Genomic DNA, 18,697 nt, shown 5'->3' on the forward strand with positions numbered 1-18,697 from the left:
AGCGGATTTTCCGCCGCAAACCGCGCATGAAAAAGGGTTACGCTGTCATTCATGGGCGTCTGGCCCTATCCAACCCAGACGAGTTTCTTAATGATCCGCTGAATATTTTGCGATTGTTTGAAGAGGGCCTGCGTACTGGCATGCTCATTCATCCCGATGCGATGCTCTTGGTGAAAGCCAATCTCGATCTGATCGACGATACAATGCGCAACACCCCAGAAGCGCGACGCATTTTCCTCGACTTGATGCTAAAGCATGGCAATCCCGAACGCGCGCTGCGCCGAATGAACGAACTTGGCGTTCTTGCAGCGTTCCTGCCCGAGTTTGAGCCGATCGTGGCGATGATGCAATTCAATATGTATCATCACTACACAGTGGACGAGCACACGATTCAATGCATCCGAAACCTTGGCGAGATTGAACGCGGCGATCTGGAAGACGAATTGCCGGTCTCTACTGAAATTCTGACGCATGGCATCAACCGCAAAGTGCTCTACGTTGCGATGTTGTTGCATGATATCGGCAAGGGTCGCCCCGAAGATCATTCGATCTTGGGTGCAAAGATTGCGCGAAAAGTTGCCCCACGCCTCGGTCTGAGCAAGGCCGAAAGCGAAACCGTAGAATGGCTCGTGCGCTATCATTTGCTTATGTCTGATATGGCACAAAAACGCGACATTGCTGATCCGCGTACTGTACGCGATTTTGCCAAAGCTGTTCAAAACGTCAAACGTTTGGACTTGCTCACAGTCCTGACCGTCTGTGACATCCGAGGCGTTGGTCCTAACACGTGGAACAATTGGAAAGCGGTCCTTATCCGCGCGCTTTACCGTCAAACCCGACATGCGCTGGAGAACGGACTAGAAGACTTGAACCGCGAACAGCGCGGCACAGATGCAAAGCGCGCCTTGCGTGAAGCGCTTCCGGAGTGGTCGAAAAAGGAACTCAAAGCCGAGACATCAAGACATTACGCGCCCTATTGGCAGGGTTTCCATGTGACCGCGCATGTGATTTTCGCCAATCTGTTGCGAGATATCGAAGAAGACAAGATTGGCTTGGATATTCATCCCGATGAAGATCGCGACGCCACCCGCGTTTGCTTTGCTTTGGCCGATCATCCAGGCATCTTTTCCCGTCTCGCAGGCGCATTAGCCCTCGTTGGCGCGAATGTTGTCGATGCACGAACGTTTACCTCGAACGATGGATACGCGACGGCGGCCTTTTGGATACAAGATGGCGATGACGGCCCTTATGAGGCCTCGCGCATTCCTCGTCTGAAACAGATGATTGAAAAAACCCTGAGCGGGGAAGTTGTCACTGCCGAAGCAATCAAAGGCCGCGACAAGCTTAAAAAGCGCGAAAGAGCGTTCAACGTTCCAACGCATATTACCTTCGATAACGAGGGTTCGGAAATCTATACGATTATCGAAGTGGACACCCGTGACAGACCGGGTTTGCTCAATGATCTAACCCGATGCCTTGCAAGCATGCATGTTTACATTTCCTCTGCAGTTATCGCCACCTATGGCGAGCAAGTAGTTGATACGTTTTATGTAAAAGACATGTTTGGGCTTAAATTCCATTCAGAAGCAAAACAGCGCACGCTTGAAAAGAAATTGCGCGAAGCAATTACGCTAGGCGCAGAACGGGCGAAAAACGCATGAGCGCTGGGCGAATGATTTCAGGCATCTTTACTGTAGGTGTCTGGACCCTACTAAGCCGCGTCCTTGGCTTTATCCGCGACGCCTTGATCCTGTCCTATTTGGGAACAGGGCCCGCGTACCAAGCCTTTGTGGTGGCCTTTCGCCTGCCCAACATGTTCCGACGTTTCTTTGCAGAAGGCGCGTTCAATCTCGCCTTTGTGCCGATGTTTTCGAAACGGTTAGAAGCTGACGATCAGCCTAATGCCTTTGCCAACGAAGCCTTTTCCGGGCTTGCCAGTGTTCTGATTGTTTTCACTTTGATCGCCCAAGCAGCAATGCCGTGGTTCATTTACGCGATCGCAAGCGGCTTTGTAGGCACCGAAACCTTTGATCTGTCTGTGCATTATTCCCGCATCGCGTTCCCTTACATTTTGTTTATTTCGCTCGCAGCACTTGCTTCGGGCGTTCTGAACGCGGCAGGTCGCTTTGCTGCCGCAGCTGCAGCCCCTGTTTTGCTTAACGCACTATTGATCAGCGCCATCCTTTATGCGGCGTATACTGGCCGTGACATCGCGCTTGCACTGGTTTGGATGATCCCGCTCGCAGGACTTGCCCAGTTGGTTTTGGTTTGGGTTGCCGCGCGAAGCGCTGGCATTACGCTGCGCTTGCAACGTCCTCGCTTTACCCCCGATATGAAGCATTTGGTGAAAGTTGCAGTGCCTGCTGCGCTGGCGGGCGGCGTCATGCAGATCAATTTGCTCGTCGGCCAGCAAGTCGCAAGCCATTTTGATCGTGCTGTCGGTTGGCTCTTTGCTGCCGATCGCTTGTACCAACTCCCTCTTGGCGTCGTTGGCATCGCAGTCGGGATCGTCTTGCTGCCCGATCTTTCGCGACGTTTGCAATCAGGCGATGACACAGGCGCACGCGCCGCGTTCTCCCGCGCGACAGAAATTTCTCTCGGCCTGACAATCCCAGCTTCAGTCGCACTTATGGTTATACCATTGCCACTGGTCACAGTTCTCTTCGAGCGCGGGGCGATGACAACCGACGACAGCGCGGCTATCGCTGTTGCTGTTGCGATCTATGGACTTGGCCTTCCTGCTTTCGTTTTGCAGAAAACCCTGCAACCGCTTTTTTATGCACGCGAAGACACAAAGTCCCCGTTTAGATATGCTGTGATTGCAATGATCGTTAACGCGCTCATTGCTTTCGGCCTCGCCCCAATCATAGGCTGGATCGCACCCGCTATTGCGACAACGCTCGCAGGTTGGATCATGGTGCTTTTGTTAGGGATCGGAACCCGCCCGATGGGGGATGTTGCCCGTTTTGACACCCAGCTCAGACGCCGAATTTGGCGTATCTGTGTTGCCTCCGCGGGCATGGGCGGCATCCTTTGGAGCGCAAGCGCTTCTATGTCGACGTTCCTTGGAATGGCAGGCTGGCGCTATTTGGCTCTCGCACTTCTCGTGACGCTTGGCATAGTTTCCTACTTTGCAATCGCACAAGTTATCGGTGCGATCCGCCTGTCTGAGCTAAAAAGCGCAATGCGTAGAAATCGCTAACAGCCTCTTAAGCGGAACCGTCGCCAATTTGCCGGTCTGCACGCCCACTAGTCCCGATGCATTTTCTCGCGAAGTCGCGAAAACCCTCCGGGGCTGACGATAAACGACATCAGGAACCCGGTTGCAAAGCCTGCCACATCCGCGACCCAATCGTTTTGCACGCCAAAAATCAGACCAAAGACGAGCTGAATTCCCATCAAAAACCCGATCAAGGTAAACGCCTGAACTTGCTGTGCACCCAGCTCGCCGAGCTTTAGCCAAAGCAGGTAGGTAAACGCGCCGATCAAGCCGTAGACACCGGGAAACCCGCCCACCAGCGGCGCTTGGTCATCCAGCAATACCGCATAGACAAGTGCGCCAACAGCGCCGGACACAACAAAAACGCTTAGCGTTGCCAATCCCGAAAAAACTTCGCCGACCATTTTGCCCAGCGCCAAGAGCATCACACAGACAAATAGCGCGTGGGTGAAGCTGCCATGCACAAAGAGGTAGCTGACAAAACGGATCAAATGCTCAACAGGCCACAACCCATTATCCCACATCCAATCAAACACCAGACCAGAAAACGCATAGCTTTGGATCGCTTCTAAGCGCCACCCGATGCCACCTGGTCCGCCAATAATACCCCGCCCCGCGAGCGAAAGCGTCGCTTCGACCCCGATTATCATTAGGAAAAGCGCCACGACAACGGGCGGCAGAGGATTAACAGGACTTATTGTTTCAGGGGATTGATACGGATCTTCGGACATAATGCGCGGCCTGCTTTGCTTGACGATGCTCCCCCCCATGGGTAGTGCAGCAAGACCTATAATTCCAGATGGAGATTTACCATGACAGAGGTGGTCCACACACCCCGTGTCTTTTCAGGCATTCAGCCTTCGGGCGGCCTGACCCTTGGCAACTATCTTGGCGCGATCAAGCGCTTTGTCGATATGCAAGAAAGCGGCATCGAAACGCTCTACTGCATGGTCGATCTACACGCCATCACCGTCTGGCAAGACCCGAGCGATCTGCGTCATAACACGCGCGAGCTTGCAGCGGGTTACATCGCCGCTGGTCTTGATCCCGCAAAGTCCATTCTGTTCAACCAGTCCCAAGTCAGCGCCCACGCTGAGCTTGGCTGGATTTTCAATTGCGTCGCCCGCATGGGCTGGATGAAACGCATGACGCAGTTCAAAGACAAGGCAGGCAAGAATGCAGAAAACGCCTCGCTCGGTCTGTTCGGCTATCCTGCGCTTATGGCGGCTGACATTTTGATCTATCACTCCACGCATGTTCCTGTGGGCGAAGACCAGAAACAGCACCTAGAGCTGACCCGCGATGTTGCGGCCAAGTTCAATCACGATTTCGGCGTGGATTTCTTCCCGATGACCGAACCGGTGATTGAGGGCGCTGCGACGCGCGTGATGAGCCTGCGTGATGGCTCCAAGAAGATGTCAAAGTCCGATCCATCTGATGCCTCCCGCATCAACATGACGGATGACGCCGAAGCGATTGCGAAGAAAATTCGCAAAGCGAAGACAGACCCGGATGCGCTTCCCTCCGAAGTGGATGGTCTTGAAGGCCGCCCAGAGGCGCGCAATCTAGTGAACATCTTCGCAGCGCTCAATGATCAAACCGTGGATGCGGTTCTTGCGGATGTGGGCGGCAAGCAATTTTCGGAGTTCAAGCCCATGCTTGTTGATCTGGCGGTTGAGAAACTCTCACCCATCAGCACCGAAATGGCGCGTTTGATGAATGATCCTGCCGAGATTGATCGCATTCTTGGAGACGGCTCTGCCCGCGCACGCAAGATCGCCAATCCGATCCTAGAGAAGACATACGACATCGTCGGTATGATCCGCTCATAAGCTACGCGTGACAGGGCGCGCCTTTTGCGTCCTGTCACAAAACATTTGCATCATTGTCACAAAAGAGAGTCCGCGCGACTATATTTGGGCCACATCGCAAGCTAACCGATGGAGAGCCAGATGGCGCACGACGAAATTTCCTTTGACGATTATGATGAGACAATCAACCCAGCCCCGGAAACAACCGAGTTCGACGCAGTTGTCGAAACCGCGCTAAGCCGCCGTGGCTTTCTTGGCGGCGTGATGAGCTTTGGGGTTGGCACGTTTGTTCTGGGCACGACCGCCCTCAGCACGCCAGCAAGCGCGAGCGCGGATCGTTTTGGCTTCGATCAGGTTGCGGCGAACACGCTTGATACAATCACTGTTCCCGAAGGGTTTGAATGGAAGCCCGTCGCGCTGTGGGGTGATCCACTTTGGTCCGACGTGCCTGCCTTTGACGAAGCGACACGCGGCACAGCCGCAAGTCAGGCGCGCGCCTTTGGTGACAACAACGACGGTATGTCCGTGTTCAATATGCACGGCAAAACGCTGATGGTTGTGAACAACGAATACACGAACCGCAAATTGCTCTGGGGCAACCGCGCGGATGCGAAACCTGAAACGAGCGACGACATCGAAAAAGGCATGATGGCGCATGGTGTGTCCGTGTTCCAAGTCACGCCTGTCGATGGCGACTGGCAAATCATGCAAGACAGCGACCTGAACCGCCGCATCACGCCGCGCACTGAAATGGACCTCACAGGCCCTGCTGCCGGTCATGATCTGCTGAAAACTGCGGCTGATCCAACGGGTACCAAAACGCTCGGCACTTGGAACAACTGCGGCAATGGCGAAACCCCTTGGGGCACGTATTTGGCGTGTGAAGAGAACTTCAACGGGTATTTCTCTGCCGAAGATGAATCGCATGAAGTCAGCGCCGAACTGAAACGCTATGGCGTATCCTCCAAGGATTGGGGCTATGGCTGGGCGCAGGTTGACGAACGTTTCGACGTCTCCAAAAACCCGAACGAGCCGAACCGCGCAGGCTATGTCGTCGAGATTGATCCGTTCGATCCGACTTCCACGCCCAAAAAGCGCACCGCGCTTGGTCGTTTCAAGCATGAGAACGCCGAAGTCGTGATCGCAGCGAATGGCAAAGTCGTTGTTTACATGGGCGATGATGAACGCGGCGAGTTCCTCTACCGCTTTGTGTCCAACGGCATCTACACGGCAACAGGCAGCACCGAGGGCCTGCTCGATGACGGTGTTTTGTCTGTGGCGAAGTTCAACGACGACATGACCGGCGAATGGCTCGAGTTGACACCTGAAACAACAGGTATGACAGAGGCCGAAATCTGCATCCACACGCGTATGGCTGCCTCTAAAGTTGGCGCGACGACAATGGATCGCCCTGAATGGGTCGCGGCGAACCCTGCGAAGGTCGAGGCCTATGTTGCCCTGACGAACAACAAGAACCGTGGCAAGAAACCAAACGCAGGCGGCGATGATACCTCTGCGAATGCGGTTAACCCGCGCGTTGGCAACAACTACGGTCAGATCGCGCGCTGGGTGCCTGATGCTGCGGATCACACGGCCAAGGGCTTCATCTGGGATCTCTATGCGCTTGCGGGCAATCCTGATGTGCACTCCGATGCCTATGCAGGCTCTGAAAACATCAACGCGGGCAATATGTTCAATTCACCCGACGGCCTGATGTTCGACGACAACGGACTGCTTTGGATCCAAACCGATGGCAAATACTCCAACGAGGGTGATTTTGCGGGCATGGGCAACAACCAGATGCTGGTTGGCGATACTGTGACGGGCGAAATTCGCCGCTTTATGGTGGGCCCAAAGGAATGCGAAGTCACAGGCATGTGCTGGTCCCCAGATCGGCGCACCATGTTTGTTGGCATTCAGCATCCGGGCGAGAAATCAGGCAGCCATTTCCCACATGGCGGCGAAACACTGCCACGCTCGGGTGTTTTCGCAATTTCGCGCACAGACGGCGCTGTTATCGGCTAGTCCTTAACGAAAAAGACATAAAACAGGGCTGGAGGTTTCTCTGGCCCTTTTTCTATTTGGATCAATACATACGCCCTGACCTGAAAGAGTTTCAAAATCCGTTGCGCCGCTGGCGAGCATGCGCCATGATCAGCCTTGGCTTGCAAGGAGCGAAGTGATGCGGAAATTTTTGGTTGTTCTGGATGATAGCCGCGAATGCTTGAACGCGATGCGATTTGCGGCAATGCGCGCGGCGCATACGGGGGGCGGCGTCGAGATTCTGTCCGTCATTCCGCCCGATGAATTCAATCACTGGATTGGCGTTGGCGACATTATGCGAGAAGAGGCGCGCGAACGTATCCACGCGCATTTCGAAGTTTTCGCCAAATGGATGCGAGACAAGCAAGGCGTTGATCCGGAACTGGTGATCCGCGAAGGCGACCCAGTCGAGCAAATCCTTGCGCAGTGTAAAGAAGACGGCGAAGTTGGTGTTTTGGTTCTCGGTGCAAGTTCCGACAAAAAGGGCCCCGGTCCTTTGGTGACCCAGCTTACCCGCAATTCTGGCACGCTAGATATTCCAATCACAATTGTACCCGGTGAGTTGAGCAAAGAACGACTTGAGGCGATCACCTAAACGATGAGCCAACATATTTCAGCCTTTGCACTTGTCGTGCCTGACTATGACGCAGCAATCGCGTTCTATGTTGAAAATCTCGGATTCGATCTGGTCGAGGATACAAAGCTCAGCGAGACCAAGCGCTGGGTTTTGGTCAGCCCAAAAGGGGCACAGACACGCATTTTGCTGGCCAAAGCAGATGGCCCAGAGCAAGAGAGCGCAATCGGCAATCAAACAGGTGGACGCGTTGGGTTCTTCCTGCATACGGATGATTTCGAAACAGACTATGCGCGCATGCAAAGCCACGGCGTCGAATTTGAAGAGAACCCGCGCTACGAACCTTATGGGACTGTCGCAGTTTTCCGCGATCCGTTTGGGAACCGCTGGGACTTGCTCCAGCTCAGCCACTAGTTTAGAATTCTTCTAAATATTGACAATGCCCCGCCTGCCCCACATATCAAGCGCACCCAGCCGGAGAAGCACAGATGTTCATTCAAACTGAATCCACCCCAAACCCAGCCACGTTGAAATTCCTGCCGGGTCAAACTGTGCTCGAAGTTGGAACAGCAGATTTCCCAAACGCAGTCGGCGCAGATGTCTCTCCACTCGCTGCGCGAATATTTGATGTCAAAGGCGTAACTGGCGTTTTCTTCGGAAACGACTTTGTCACTGTTACAAAAGAAGACCCAGTTGAGTGGGATCACATCAAGCCTGCTTTGCTTGGCGCGATCATGGAGCACTTTCAGTCGGGCGCCGCTGTCATGGCTGGCGATGGTACGCAGCCTAACTCTGGTCATGCAGAACACACAGGCGAAGACGGTGAAATTGTCGGTCAGATCAAAGAGCTGCTCGATAGCCGCGTGCGCCCCGCTGTTGCGCAAGACGGCGGCGACATCACGTTCCACGGCTTTGATCGCGGCGTTGTGTATCTGCATATGCAGGGCGCATGTGCAGGTTGCCCATCGTCTACATTGACGTTGAAAATGGGAATCGAAAATTTGCTACGCCACTACATTCCTGAAGTGACCGAAGTTCGCCCCGTCGCAGTCTAAATGGCAGAAGCTTTGTTCTCAGGACGCTGTTATTGCGGTCAAGCTACGTTCAAAAGCAATCGGTCACCCGAAACGGTGGCCTTTTGTCATTGTGGTGATTGCAAAAGATGGACAGGTAGCCCTGCCCCCGCTTTTGCGGCGTTTGAAGAAGGCGCTTTGACATTCACGCCTGCTCTGAGCGCAGCGATTTCGATCAATTCAGGCGTGGATCGCTGGAATTGTCCGAAATGCGGCTCCCCTCTCGCCGCAAGGTTCGATTACCTGCCAGATCAAATCTACATTCCGCTTGGCTTGCTTGATCAAGCAGACGCCTTGCCTGCTCGCTTGCATTGTCACGCAGAAAAATCACTCGCATGGCTGCATATTTCGGATGATCTACCCCGCTCAGTTGGAACCGCGCGGGCCGAACTTAATAGTAATTCATCATGATCGTTCTTGGCTTTGACACCAGCGCAACGCATTGCGCCGCAGCGCTGTACCGTGACGGCGAAATCGTTTCTTCGCAATTAGAAGAAATGAAACGCGGGCAAGCGGAACGATTAATGGGCCTATTGGAAGAAGTGCTGCTGGAGAGCGCGCTCACTTGGGCCGATTTGGATAGAGTTGGCGTCGGCGTTGGACCTGGCAATTTCACCGGCATTCGGATCGGCGTCAGTGCTGCGCGCGGATTAGCGCTAGGTCTAAAGATTCCAGCGATAGGTGTGAACCGATTTGAGAGTCTTCAAAACTCCACCGCTCAGACAGGCATCCCTTGTGTGCTGGCCCCCCAAGACAACGTCTATGTGCAACGCCCCAACATGCCGCCTGAATTGTTGAGCAGGGAAGCTGCCGAAGAATTGGAACAATCACTGATCTTTGAGACAACTGGTTTTAACTCCGCGATCGAAGTGGCGAGAATTGCTGCGCACCGTGATCTGGACAATTTGCAACGCCCCGCACCGCTTTACATCAAATCAGCCGACGCGGCTCCTGCTCGTGATGCGCCGCCGCGGATCATTCCATGACCGCCGAACAACTTGCCAAACTCCATGCCCGTGCGAGCGACAGACCGTGGAGTTTAGATAGTTTCCAAAGCCAACTCGCCCAATCCAACACCATTTTGGAATTTGACGCGCATGCATTTGCGATTGGCCTTTTTGCGCTGGACGACGTCGAATTACTACAGATTGCGACCGACCCAGCATTTCAACGGCGCGGTTTAGCCGCGCGCGTTCTGAAAGCCTTCGAAGTCCAAGCCAAAGCAAAGGGCTGCACGCGCGGTTTCCTTGAGGTCGCTGAGAGCAATCTGCCAGCGCAAGGCCTTTATGAAACCTCCGGTTGGCAAGAGGTCGGACGCCGTCCGAATTACTATAAATGCGCAGATGGTGACCGCGAAGATGCGATCTTGATGTCAAAAGATCTTTGACCCCAATCGCTTACTCGTTAGGCGCACTGACGTTAAGTCACTGCCTTAGCACAAGTTCTAACCTCTTGATTCTCGAAGAATCGGTTGACCCCGCACCGTCCCTGCGTCCTAATCCGTTCATGAACGCGCAGGCACACGCGCGGGGCTCGTTTTGCAAATTGCATGCAGCGCGCCGACAAACCGAACCAAATTGGGAGAGACACATGTCTGTAATGAAAAAAATTCTTGGTGGTGCAGCGGCATTGGCGTTGACGGCTAGCGCTGTCGCAGCTGACCCTGCCTTGATCTTTGATCTTGGCGGCAAGTTCGACAAGTCTTTCAACGAAGCGGCATTTACTGGCGCAAAACGTTGGGCAGACGAAACGGGCGGAAAGTTCCTCGAAATCGAATTGCAATCAGAAGCACAGCGCGAGCAAGCGCTACGTCGCTTCGCAGAAGCGGGCGCAAACCCGATCATCACAACAGGTTTTGCCTTTGCGACGCCAGTTGAAGCGGTTGCAGGCGACTACCCTGACACAAAATTCGTCAACATTGATGGTTGGATGCCAGAAATTCCAGCAAACGTGCAGCTTATCGGCTTTCAAGAGCACCAAGGGTCCTACCTTGTTGGTATGATGGCTGCGATGGCATCCAAGTCTGGCACAGTCGGCTTCATCGGCGGCATGGACATCCCGCTGATCCGCCACTTCGGCTGTGGCTTCGCGCAGGGTGTGAAAGCGGTGAACCCGGACGCAACGGTTATTGCCAACATGACAGGCACAACGCCAACAGCGTGGAATGACCCGGTCAAAGGTTCCGAGCTGACTAAAGCACAAATCAGCCAAGGCGCGGATGTTGTTTATGCAGCGGCAGGCGGCACAGGCGTTGGCGTTCTGCAAACAGCGGCGGATGAAGGCATCTTGTCCATCGGCGTAGACAGCAACCAGAACCACCTGCACCCAGGCAAAGTTCTGACATCCATGCTCAAGCGCGTTGATGTTGCGGTATACGATTCCATGAAAGCAGGCGCAGAAATGGAAACTGGCGGTGCAACCACACTCGGCCTTGCAGAAGAAGGTGTTGGTTATGCGCTAGATGACAACAACGCCCCACTTGTAACAGCTGAGATGCAAGCGGCAGTTGATGCAGCAAAAGCAAAGATCATCAGCGGTGAACTGGAAGTCGTTGCTTATTACGCAAACGACAGCTGCCCAGCGCTCGACTTTTAAGTCGATCTGAAATTCGAGACCAAAAACAAGGCCGCGCTACACTTCCGTGGCGCGGCCTTGTTGCCTAACACCATCAACGGGGACTGAATTCATGAGCAGCATCGAGACCTTTTTTAACGCATGGGGAATGAACAGCGACAACGAACGCGCCCAAGCGATTGCCTCGGTCTATGCCAAGAATGGCGGCTATGCCGATCCGCGATCGCAAACGCTGCTACAGGGCCCGGATGCAATCACAGAATACGTTAACATGTTCAGCGCGAATGCCCCCGGTTGGAGCGCGAAGGTCATAAAAACGGACGTGATAGAAGGAAGCGTGCGCGCAACCGTCGCTTTTGGTGGTATCGGCCCAGACGGAAACGAAATGGTCCAACATGGCCAATATTTCGTTGATATGGACGGTGAATTGATCACCCGCATGATCGGCTTTGTTGGGACTGGAGCACCGGAATGAACGCCGCTCCCGCGATTGAGCTGAAAGGCATTTCAAAAGCTTTTGGCCCCGTACAAGCCAACAAAGACATTTCCATTCGTGTTATGCCCGGTACGATCCATGGGATCATCGGGGAAAATGGCGCTGGAAAATCGACGCTGATGTCCATCCTTTATGGTTTTTATAAAGCCGACAAAGGTGAAATTTTCATCGGTGGCAAAAAGACTCTTATACCCGACAGCCAAGCGGCGATTGCTGCGGGTATCGGAATGGTATTTCAGCATTTCAAGCTGGTTGAGAATTTCAGCGTTCTGGAGAATATCATCCTCGGCGCAGAAGATGGTGCGATGCTGCGCCCTTCACTTGCCAAAGCGCGGCGCTCACTGACAGAGCTTGCCGCCGAATACGGATTGGACGTAGATCCAGACGCAATCGTCGAAAATTTGAGCGTTGGGCATCAGCAGCGCGTCGAAATCCTAAAGGCGCTCTATCGCCAAGCGGATATTTTGATCCTTGATGAGCCGACTGGTGTGCTAACCCCAGCCGAAGCGGACCAATTGTTTCGCATTCTCAATCGTTTACGCGAAGAGGGTAAGACGATCATCCTGATCACGCACAAACTGCGCGAAATAATGGATACCACTGATACGGTCAGCGTTATGCGTCGCGGGGAAATGACCGCAACCGTCAAAACATCAGAAACCTCGCCAGCAGGCTTGGCCGAGTTGATGGTGGGTCGCAAAGTCCTGCTTCAAGTCGACAAGGTGCCGGCAAAACCAGGTGAAACTGTTCTCGACATCGAAAATCTACGCGTGATTGACAGCAAAGGCGTTGAGCGTGTGAAGGGCATTTCACTGGATGTAAAAGCTGGTGAAATCTTGGGCATTGCAGGCGTTGCAGGGAACGGGCAATCCGAACTTTTAGAAGTCTTAGGAGGCATCACCTCTGGCAGCGGCGTTATTCGCATGAACGGTCAGGAAATTGATGTGTCCGGTAAGTTCTCTGACGGGCAATCCCGCCGGGCGCGTGGCATCGCGCATGTGCCAGAAGATCGTCAGCGCGAAGGTCTGATCATGGACTACATGGCGTGGGAGAACACGGCCTTTGGCTATCATCGTGATCCCGCCTATAAGTCCGGTTTTTTGATGAACAACGCGGCCATTCGCGAAGACACGGCAGGCAAAATGATGCGCTTTGATGTGCGCCCTCCTAATCCCAATCTCAGCGCCAAGAATTTTTCTGGCGGCAACCAGCAAAAGGTTGTTCTGGCCCGAGAAATTGAACGCAATCCGGATTTGTTGCTCATCGGTCAACCGACCCGTGGCGTGGACATCGGTGCGATTGAATTCATCCATCAACAAATCGTCGCGCTGCGCGATCAAGGTAAAGCGATCTTGCTCGTTTCAGTCGAGCTTGATGAGATTTTTGCGCTTTCAGATCGGATAGCAGTGATGTTTGACGGTCAGATCATGGGCTTTCGCGATCCTGCGAAGACAGATGAAAAGGAACTTGGTCTGATGATGGCCGGGATAGTCGAAGAGGACGCCGCATAATGGAAAAGATGCCAGCATGGGCCGATGCAATCCTCGTCCCACTCATTTCTTTACTACTTGCAGCAATACTGTCTGCTTTGGTGATTGTCGGGATAGGTGAAGACCCTATCGCTGCGGTCAAGCTCATGGTTACGGGCGCTTTGGGCAGCACCTATGGCTGGGGCTATACGCTCTATTACGCGACGAACTTTATGTTCACAGGGCTCGCTGTCGCCGTCGCGTTTCATGCGCGTATGTTCAACATTGGCGGCGAGGGTCAGGCGATGCTTGGCGGGCTTGGCGTAGCTGTCGTTTGCCTTTACATGCCTTGGCCCCATTGGACGATTGCGCTGTTCGCGGCAACGATTTCATCGGCGGCATTTGGTGCTGCATGGGCGTTCTTGCCTGCGTATTTGCAAGCAAAACGCGGCAGCCACATCGTCATCACGACGATCATGTTCAATTTCATCGCCTCAGCCTTGCTGAACTACTTGCTGGTCAATGTCATGCGGCCGAAAGGCGCGATGGACCCCGCATCAGCCAAGTTCCCAGAGACGACGCATTTGCCAACACTGCACGATATTCTTGCGCCATTTGGCATTTCGTTTTCGAAAGCGGCGCCTGCAAATATTTCTTTGATCGTCGCAATGATCGCCTGTGTGGCTGTCTACGTCCTGATTTGGCGCACACGTTTGGGATATGAAATTCGCGCATTTGGTCATTCAGAGTCTGGTGCGAAATACGCAGGGATCAGCCCCATAAAGATCACCATCGTTGCGATGCTTATTTCTGGCGGGCTTGCAGGCATGATGGCGATCAACAACGTCATGGGCGAAAGCGAGCGATTGATTATGAACCCTACAGAGGGTGCTGGTTTTATCGGGATTGCCGTTGCGCTGATGGGGCGTTCGCATCCATTGGGGGTTTTCCTTGCGGCGATCTTGTTCGGCTTTCTTTATCAAGGCGGCGCAGAGCTGGCACTCTGGACCAAAATCCCACGTGAATTGATTGTGGTCATTCAGGCGCTAGTCATCCTGTTCACTGGCGCGCTCGATAACATGGTTCGTATGCCACTTGAAAAGCTCTTCCTCGCATTCCGTAAGGGAGACGCATAATGGACTTTCTCTCAATCATCCAAGTTTTAGACAGCACTGTGCGTCTGGCGACGCCTCTCCTGCTCGCATGCCTCGCCGGGCTCTACTCTGAACGCGCAGGCATTTTCGATATTGGTCTTGAAGGCAAGATGCTTGCCGCAGCCTTCTTTTCTGCTGCGATTGCTGCACTTACAGGGTCGGTTTGGCTTGGTTTGCTTGCTGGCATCGCCGCATCGCTGGTCTTGTCAGGGATTCATGGCCTTGCGTCGATAACGTTTCGCGGAAACCAGCTTATCTCGGGTGTTGCGATCAACTTTCTCGCGGCGGGAATGACTGTACTCATTGCCCAGAGCTGGTTTGCACAAGGTGGACGCACGCCCTCCTTGACTGGAGACGCTCGGTTTAATCCTATTGAACTTCCTTTTGCAGAGGCTCTGAGCGGCGTACCTGTGTTAGGCCCAATCTACTCAGAACTAATCTCTGGGCATTCGTTCCTTGTGTATTTAGCAATGGCCACGGTTCCCGCGACATGGTGGCTTCTCTATCGGACCCGTTTTGGCTTGCGACTCCGCGCCGTGGGCGAAAACCCTGCTGCGGTTGATACAGCAGGTGTTTCTGTTGTCGGTTTGCGGTTTGCCGCTGTCGCGATCTGCGGTGTGCTGTGCGGTATCGCAGGTGCATACCTCGCGACAGGATTGCAGGCGGGTTTCGTAAAAGAAATGACGGCGGGGCGTGGCTTTATTGCGCTTGCGGCACTCATTTTTGCGAAGTGGCGTCCTTGGCATGCGCTCTATGCGTGCTTGTTGTTCGGCCTGCTCCAAGCCATTGCGCTACGTTATCAAAATATTGATCTCGGTGCCTTCGTTGTTCCTGTTCAGGTCATGGATGCCCTTCCATACATTTTGACCGTCGTAATCCTCGCAGGGTTTGTTGGAAAAGCTATTCCTCCGCGCGCAGGCGGCGAGCCCTATGTCAAAGAAAGATAGAGCCAATATAGCCAGTTTGAGCAGATTTCCAAAACCAGTTCAGCAATCTTAGGCGCAACGCCTTGCGCTTTCAGGCAATTGAGGTCTAGGAAAGGCGATGCAAATCTATCTGCCAATCGCCGAAGTATCGGTCAACGCGTTCCTTTTGTTAGGATTAGGCGGGATTGTGGGCATCTTGTCAGGCATGTTTGGCGTCGGCGGTGGTTTCTTGATGACGCCGCTGTTGTTCTTCATCGGCATTCCGCCCGCTGTCGCCGTTGCGACGGAAGCAAACCAGATCGTTGCGTCGTCCTTTTCTGGCGTATTAGCCCATGTCAAACGCAAATCCGTCGATTTCAAGATGGGAACCGTCCTGCTCATAGGCGGTTTGGTCGGCGCAGCGTTGGGGGTATTGGTGTTCAACTACCTCAAAAGCGCGGGCCAAGTCGATTTACTGGTCAAGCTTTGCTACGTTGTTTTCTTAGGCGTCATCGGTGCGTTGATGTTTATGGAAAGCCTGAACGCTATTCGTAAATCCAAGCGGTCAGGCGGAGTTCCAGTTCGCAAACAGCGCGGTTGGATTCACGCCCTGCCGTTCAAGATGCGGTTTCGCACATCTGGTCTTTATATCTCGGTAATCCCACCTCTCGTGGTGGGCGTTGCGGTTGGTATTCTCGCTGCAATCATGGGTGTTGGCGGCGGGTTTATTATGGTTCCCGCGATGATCTATCTGCTCGGCATGCCAACAAAAGTGGTTGTTGGAACGTCTCTATTTCAGATCATTTTTGTCACCGCATTCACGACGCTATTACACGCCACGACGAACTTTACGGTTGATATCGTTCTTGCAGTTTTGCTGTTGGTTGGAGGCGTAATCGGTGCGCAGATCGGCACGCGGATCGGAACCAAGCTTAAAGCTGAACAACTGCGCATTCTGCTTGCGATTATGGTTCTCGTCGTCTGCGGCAAACTTGCGCTGGACTTGCTCTTGATGCCGTCAGAGGTCTTCTCTCTCGGCGCAGCAGGAGGGCATTGAGTGCTACGCATTTTCGCCCTTTTGATTGCCATGACAAACATGGCGTTTGCGGAAGAAGTTGTTCTCGGGCTGTCGCACAACAAAGTTTCCATCACGACCAATTTTGATGGTTCAGAGATTTTGATCTTTGGTGCCGTAAAGCGCGAAACATCAATTCCAACGGGTGATCCGTTGCAGGTTATTGTCGCAATCCAAGGACCAAGCGAGCCGATCACTGTGCGCCGCAAAGAAAAGCGGTACGGCATCTGGATCAACACCGAGGCGGTTGAGGTCGATGCCGCGCCGAGCTTTTACGCGGTTGCTACAAGCGCGCCGATGGAGGACGTGCTGACGGCAACGGAAGATTTGCGCTACAAGATCACTATTCCCAGAGCAATCCGTTCTGTTGGCGCACCGATGACGGTCACAGATTCGCAAAGCTTTACCGACGCTGTCATTCGTATCCGCCAGGCCAGCGATCTGTTTCAACTGCGCGAAAACAGCGTCGAATTGACGGAAGATACGCTTTTTAAAACATCCATTGCGATGCCTGCCAATTTGACCGAAGGCGATTACGCTGCTCGCATATTCCTCACGCGCGGTGGGAAAGTTGTCTCGCAATATGAAACAACGATCGACGTTCGAAAAGTCGGGCTAGAACGTTGGCTCTATTCGCTCGCACACGAACGCCCGCTTTGGTACGGGCTCATGTCTTTGGCCATCGCAATCTTTGCGGGCTGGGGTGCCTCTGCGGTCTTTTCCGCACTGAGACGCAACTAGAGAATTTCTTCGCTCTGCAAAGTTAATGTCGGCGCTGGCGCTGCACGTAGATCATCGACCCGCAACTCTCCGCTAGGCCGTGACAAGCGATTGCGCGTCACCCAAATGAGCCGCTCTTGCGCTCGGGTTATTGCGACATAAGCCAAACGCTTCCATAGAGGTTGCCCCGCCTCGACACGCCCCATACGCGCGGCCACGTAGAGATCAGGTGCAAAGACTTGCACCGTGTCCCATTGGCTTCCCTGTGCTTTGTGGATCGTCACGGCCGCTCCATGAAGAAATGTTGCGCCCATGCGCGCCGCAAAAGGAATGAAGGGTTCTTCTTCATCTGGCTTTTCAATCTTGACGATCGAAGCTGCTGACACTTGTGGATCTTCCGCCCCCATCACGTGGAGTCGCGAAAATCCCGGTTTTCGGCCATGTCCGAGGTAGATTACCTGTGCGCCTTTGATGAGGCCGCGCGCTTCGAGGTCCAGACGCTTTTTGCGGTGTTTTAACGGCAGCTCAATACCATCGCAGATCAATGGCTCGCCTTCTAAAAGCGCGTCCTCAGGTGCGCCATGCACATTTCGAAACGCGTTGATTAACCGAATGCGCGTTGCATTGCGCCAGACCAAAACGGGCGAGCGCGCCATCAAGTCAACTTCTACTCGTTGCCCCCAAACCACGCGGTCATCCTTGCGTGCAACGTCCTCGATCATTTTCTCGAAGGACTGAAAATCAAGCTGTGGATCGGCCAAAGCATGCGCCAAATCAAGGATCGGATTGTCCGCATCTTGGCGGTGAATGCGGCTTAGTTCTAGCTTTCGCGGACCAGTGAGTTTGTCGAAAACCATCGCGCCAGATTGATTGACCGGCGCAAGTTGCGCAGGATCGCCAAACAAAACAAGCGTTGGAAAAATCTCTTTTAGATCATTGAATTGCTTATCGTCCAGCATCGAGCTTTCATCAACAAATCCAATATCAAGCGGATCTTCGCGGCGCTTCCACCCCGTTATGAAATCAGAGCCGCGCAGGCCAGCCGTTGCCAAGGCACCGGGTATGGATTTGTTGAGTTGAAAGAACTCATAGGCCCGATCAAGCGCCTCATCAGTTAAGCCTTCGATCGTGGGCCTCTCGCCATTTCCGGCAAGCCACTCAGCGACTTTCTCATATTCAGGGTCGTAAACAGGTGTGTATAGAATGCGATGGATCGTTGTCGCTGGCACGCCGCGCATACGCAAAACGAAGGCCGCTTTGTTCGTAGGGGCAAGGATCGCCAGCGTGCGTTTGTCTTTGTTTTTCTTGCTTTCATAGTCACCCGAAACGATGCCAACGCCAGCAGCTTCTAGAGCTTTATAAAGCTCGGCCAAAAGAAGCGTTTTGCCCGAACCGGCTTTTCCGATGAGCGCCATTACGCTCTCCTCGCTACTGCGTGGAGGCATAAGCAATGCATCGTCCAAATCGATACCCGCTTGACGTAGCATTTCAGTCACCGCATCAAATGCAGCGGCTTGATCGTCGGAAAGGGTAACGGAAGGAAGTGACATGAGGCGCAGAGTATCCGCGCCTCGAAAGGAGTG

General features: G+C 53.6%; 19 protein-coding genes. 17 read left to right on the forward strand and 2 right to left on the reverse strand.

Annotated features, from left to right (window positions below; all coding sequences use genetic code 11):
* Positions 1 to 1,661: [protein-PII] uridylyltransferase (gene glnD, locus ACRBCU_RS08485; RefSeq protein ID WP_431364948.1), on the forward strand; the 1,661-nt coding region annotated here is incomplete at its 5' end.
* The gene (gene murJ / locus ACRBCU_RS08490; RefSeq protein WP_431364949.1) at positions 1,658 to 3,202 is read left to right on the forward strand and encodes a murein biosynthesis integral membrane protein MurJ; all 1,545 of its coding nucleotides are present in this window, start codon (positions 1,658 to 1,660) and stop codon (positions 3,200 to 3,202) included. The genes glnD and murJ, both read left to right, overlap by 4 nt.
* Before the next feature lie 47 nt (positions 3,203 to 3,249).
* On the opposite strand, the gene ACRBCU_RS08495 is transcribed toward murJ, so the two are convergent.
* Positions 3,250 to 3,951, reverse strand: coding sequence for a rhomboid family intramembrane serine protease (locus ACRBCU_RS08495; protein WP_431364950.1), 702 nt, complete (start codon positions 3,949 to 3,951; stop codon positions 3,250 to 3,252).
* Positions 3,952 to 4,032: 81 nt separating this feature from the next.
* Between ACRBCU_RS08495 and trpS the strand changes: the two genes are divergently transcribed.
* The 15 genes from trpS to ACRBCU_RS08570 all read left to right on the forward strand — a co-directional run bounded on the left by trpS (position 4,033) and on the right by ACRBCU_RS08570 (position 17,135).
* Positions 4,033 to 5,052, forward strand: coding sequence for a tryptophan--tRNA ligase (gene trpS, locus ACRBCU_RS08500; RefSeq protein ID WP_431364951.1), 1,020 nt, complete (start codon positions 4,033 to 4,035; stop codon positions 5,050 to 5,052).
* Between the two features lie 120 nt (positions 5,053 to 5,172).
* The gene (locus ACRBCU_RS08505) at positions 5,173 to 7,056 is read left to right on the forward strand and encodes a PhoX family protein (protein WP_431364952.1); all 1,884 of its coding nucleotides are present in this window, start codon (positions 5,173 to 5,175) and stop codon (positions 7,054 to 7,056) included.
* Positions 7,057 to 7,213: 157 nt separating this feature from the next.
* Positions 7,214 to 7,669 carry a universal stress protein gene (locus ACRBCU_RS08510; RefSeq protein WP_431364953.1) on the forward strand — a complete coding sequence of 152 codons (456 nt, stop codon included), beginning with the start codon at positions 7,214 to 7,216 and terminating at the stop codon, positions 7,667 to 7,669.
* 3 nt (positions 7,670 to 7,672) lie between these two features.
* Entirely contained in the window at positions 7,673 to 8,062 is a 390-nt protein-coding gene (locus ACRBCU_RS08515; RefSeq protein ID WP_431364954.1) for a VOC family protein, read from the forward strand.
* Between the two features lie 74 nt (positions 8,063 to 8,136).
* Positions 8,137 to 8,703 carry a NifU family protein gene (locus tag ACRBCU_RS08520; protein ID WP_431364955.1) on the forward strand — a complete coding sequence of 189 codons (567 nt, stop codon included), beginning with the start codon at positions 8,137 to 8,139 and terminating at the stop codon, positions 8,701 to 8,703.
* The gene (locus ACRBCU_RS08525) at positions 8,704 to 9,132 is read left to right on the forward strand and encodes a GFA family protein (protein ID WP_431364956.1); all 429 of its coding nucleotides are present in this window, start codon (positions 8,704 to 8,706) and stop codon (positions 9,130 to 9,132) included.
* Positions 9,129 to 9,707 carry a tRNA (adenosine(37)-N6)-threonylcarbamoyltransferase complex dimerization subunit type 1 TsaB gene (tsaB, locus tag ACRBCU_RS08530; RefSeq protein ID WP_431364957.1) on the forward strand — a complete coding sequence of 193 codons (579 nt, stop codon included), beginning with the start codon at positions 9,129 to 9,131 and terminating at the stop codon, positions 9,705 to 9,707. Before ACRBCU_RS08525 ends, tsaB begins: the two co-directional genes overlap by 4 nt.
* The gene (locus tag ACRBCU_RS08535) at positions 9,704 to 10,108 is read left to right on the forward strand and encodes a GNAT family N-acetyltransferase (protein WP_431364958.1); all 405 of its coding nucleotides are present in this window, start codon (positions 9,704 to 9,706) and stop codon (positions 10,106 to 10,108) included. The genes tsaB and ACRBCU_RS08535 overlap by 4 nt, the downstream gene beginning before the upstream one ends.
* 203 nt (positions 10,109 to 10,311) lie before the next feature.
* Positions 10,312 to 11,316 carry a BMP family lipoprotein gene (locus ACRBCU_RS08540; RefSeq protein ID WP_431364959.1) on the forward strand — a complete coding sequence of 335 codons (1,005 nt, stop codon included), beginning with the start codon at positions 10,312 to 10,314 and terminating at the stop codon, positions 11,314 to 11,316.
* Between the two features lie 91 nt (positions 11,317 to 11,407).
* The gene (locus tag ACRBCU_RS08545; protein WP_431364960.1) at positions 11,408 to 11,770 is read left to right on the forward strand and encodes a nuclear transport factor 2 family protein; all 363 of its coding nucleotides are present in this window, start codon (positions 11,408 to 11,410) and stop codon (positions 11,768 to 11,770) included.
* Positions 11,767 to 13,302, forward strand: coding sequence for an ABC transporter ATP-binding protein (locus ACRBCU_RS08550; RefSeq protein WP_431364961.1), 1,536 nt, complete (start codon positions 11,767 to 11,769; stop codon positions 13,300 to 13,302). Before ACRBCU_RS08545 ends, ACRBCU_RS08550 begins: the two co-directional genes overlap by 4 nt.
* The gene (locus ACRBCU_RS08555) at positions 13,302 to 14,396 is read left to right on the forward strand and encodes an ABC transporter permease (RefSeq protein ID WP_431364962.1); all 1,095 of its coding nucleotides are present in this window, start codon (positions 13,302 to 13,304) and stop codon (positions 14,394 to 14,396) included. The genes ACRBCU_RS08550 and ACRBCU_RS08555 overlap by 1 nt, the downstream gene beginning before the upstream one ends.
* A complete protein-coding gene (locus tag ACRBCU_RS08560) occupies positions 14,396 to 15,361 on the forward strand; it encodes an ABC transporter permease (RefSeq protein WP_431364963.1) in 966 nt (321 codons plus the stop codon). The genes ACRBCU_RS08555 and ACRBCU_RS08560 overlap by 1 nt, the downstream gene beginning before the upstream one ends.
* A gap of 97 nt (positions 15,362 to 15,458) precedes the next feature.
* Positions 15,459 to 16,376 (forward strand): sulfite exporter TauE/SafE family protein, encoded by a 918-nt coding sequence (locus tag ACRBCU_RS08565; protein WP_431364964.1) that lies wholly within the window; start codon positions 15,459 to 15,461, stop codon positions 16,374 to 16,376.
* Entirely contained in the window at positions 16,377 to 17,135 is a 759-nt protein-coding gene (locus ACRBCU_RS08570) for a TIGR02186 family protein (protein ID WP_431364965.1), read from the forward strand. It abuts the gene before it with no gap.
* Here ACRBCU_RS08570 and ACRBCU_RS08575 read toward each other — a convergent pair.
* Positions 17,132 to 18,664 carry an ATP-dependent DNA helicase gene (locus tag ACRBCU_RS08575; RefSeq protein WP_431364966.1) on the reverse strand — a complete coding sequence of 511 codons (1,533 nt, stop codon included), beginning with the start codon at positions 18,662 to 18,664 and terminating at the stop codon, positions 17,132 to 17,134. The two genes, ACRBCU_RS08570 and ACRBCU_RS08575, sit on opposite strands and share 4 nt — an antisense overlap.
* Between the last annotated feature and the right edge of the window lie 33 nt (positions 18,665 to 18,697).

The sequence above is a fragment of the Planktotalea sp. genome (genome assembly GCF_050633725.1).
Classification (GTDB): Bacteria; Pseudomonadota; Alphaproteobacteria; order Rhodobacterales; family Rhodobacteraceae; genus Planktotalea.

Bases quoted from the DNA above. Each gene is read 5' to 3' on its own strand.
- murJ (WP_431364949.1), top strand. From the start codon at position 1,658: ATGAGCGCTGGGCGAATGATTTCAGGCATCTTTACTGTAGGTGTCTGG.
- ACRBCU_RS08495 (WP_431364950.1), bottom strand. From the start codon at position 3,951: ATGTCCGAAGATCCGTATCAATCCCCTGAAACAATAAGTCCTGTTAAT.
- trpS (WP_431364951.1), top strand. From the start codon at position 4,033: ATGACAGAGGTGGTCCACACACCCCGTGTCTTTTCAGGCATTCAGCCT.
- ACRBCU_RS08505 (WP_431364952.1), top strand. From the start codon at position 5,173: ATGGCGCACGACGAAATTTCCTTTGACGATTATGATGAGACAATCAAC.
- ACRBCU_RS08510 (WP_431364953.1), top strand. From the start codon at position 7,214: ATGCGGAAATTTTTGGTTGTTCTGGATGATAGCCGCGAATGCTTGAAC.
- ACRBCU_RS08515 (WP_431364954.1), top strand. From the start codon at position 7,673: ATGAGCCAACATATTTCAGCCTTTGCACTTGTCGTGCCTGACTATGAC.
- ACRBCU_RS08520 (WP_431364955.1), top strand. From the start codon at position 8,137: ATGTTCATTCAAACTGAATCCACCCCAAACCCAGCCACGTTGAAATTC.
- ACRBCU_RS08525 (WP_431364956.1), top strand. From the start codon at position 8,704: ATGGCAGAAGCTTTGTTCTCAGGACGCTGTTATTGCGGTCAAGCTACG.
- tsaB (WP_431364957.1), top strand. From the start codon at position 9,129: ATGATCGTTCTTGGCTTTGACACCAGCGCAACGCATTGCGCCGCAGCG.
- ACRBCU_RS08535 (WP_431364958.1), top strand. From the start codon at position 9,704: ATGACCGCCGAACAACTTGCCAAACTCCATGCCCGTGCGAGCGACAGA.
- ACRBCU_RS08540 (WP_431364959.1), top strand. From the start codon at position 10,312: ATGTCTGTAATGAAAAAAATTCTTGGTGGTGCAGCGGCATTGGCGTTG.
- ACRBCU_RS08545 (WP_431364960.1), top strand. From the start codon at position 11,408: ATGAGCAGCATCGAGACCTTTTTTAACGCATGGGGAATGAACAGCGAC.
- ACRBCU_RS08550 (WP_431364961.1), top strand. From the start codon at position 11,767: ATGAACGCCGCTCCCGCGATTGAGCTGAAAGGCATTTCAAAAGCTTTT.
- ACRBCU_RS08555 (WP_431364962.1), top strand. From the start codon at position 13,302: ATGGAAAAGATGCCAGCATGGGCCGATGCAATCCTCGTCCCACTCATT.
- ACRBCU_RS08560 (WP_431364963.1), top strand. From the start codon at position 14,396: ATGGACTTTCTCTCAATCATCCAAGTTTTAGACAGCACTGTGCGTCTG.
- ACRBCU_RS08565 (WP_431364964.1), top strand. From the start codon at position 15,459: ATGCAAATCTATCTGCCAATCGCCGAAGTATCGGTCAACGCGTTCCTT.
- ACRBCU_RS08575 (WP_431364966.1), bottom strand. From the start codon at position 18,664: ATGTCACTTCCTTCCGTTACCCTTTCCGACGATCAAGCCGCTGCATTT.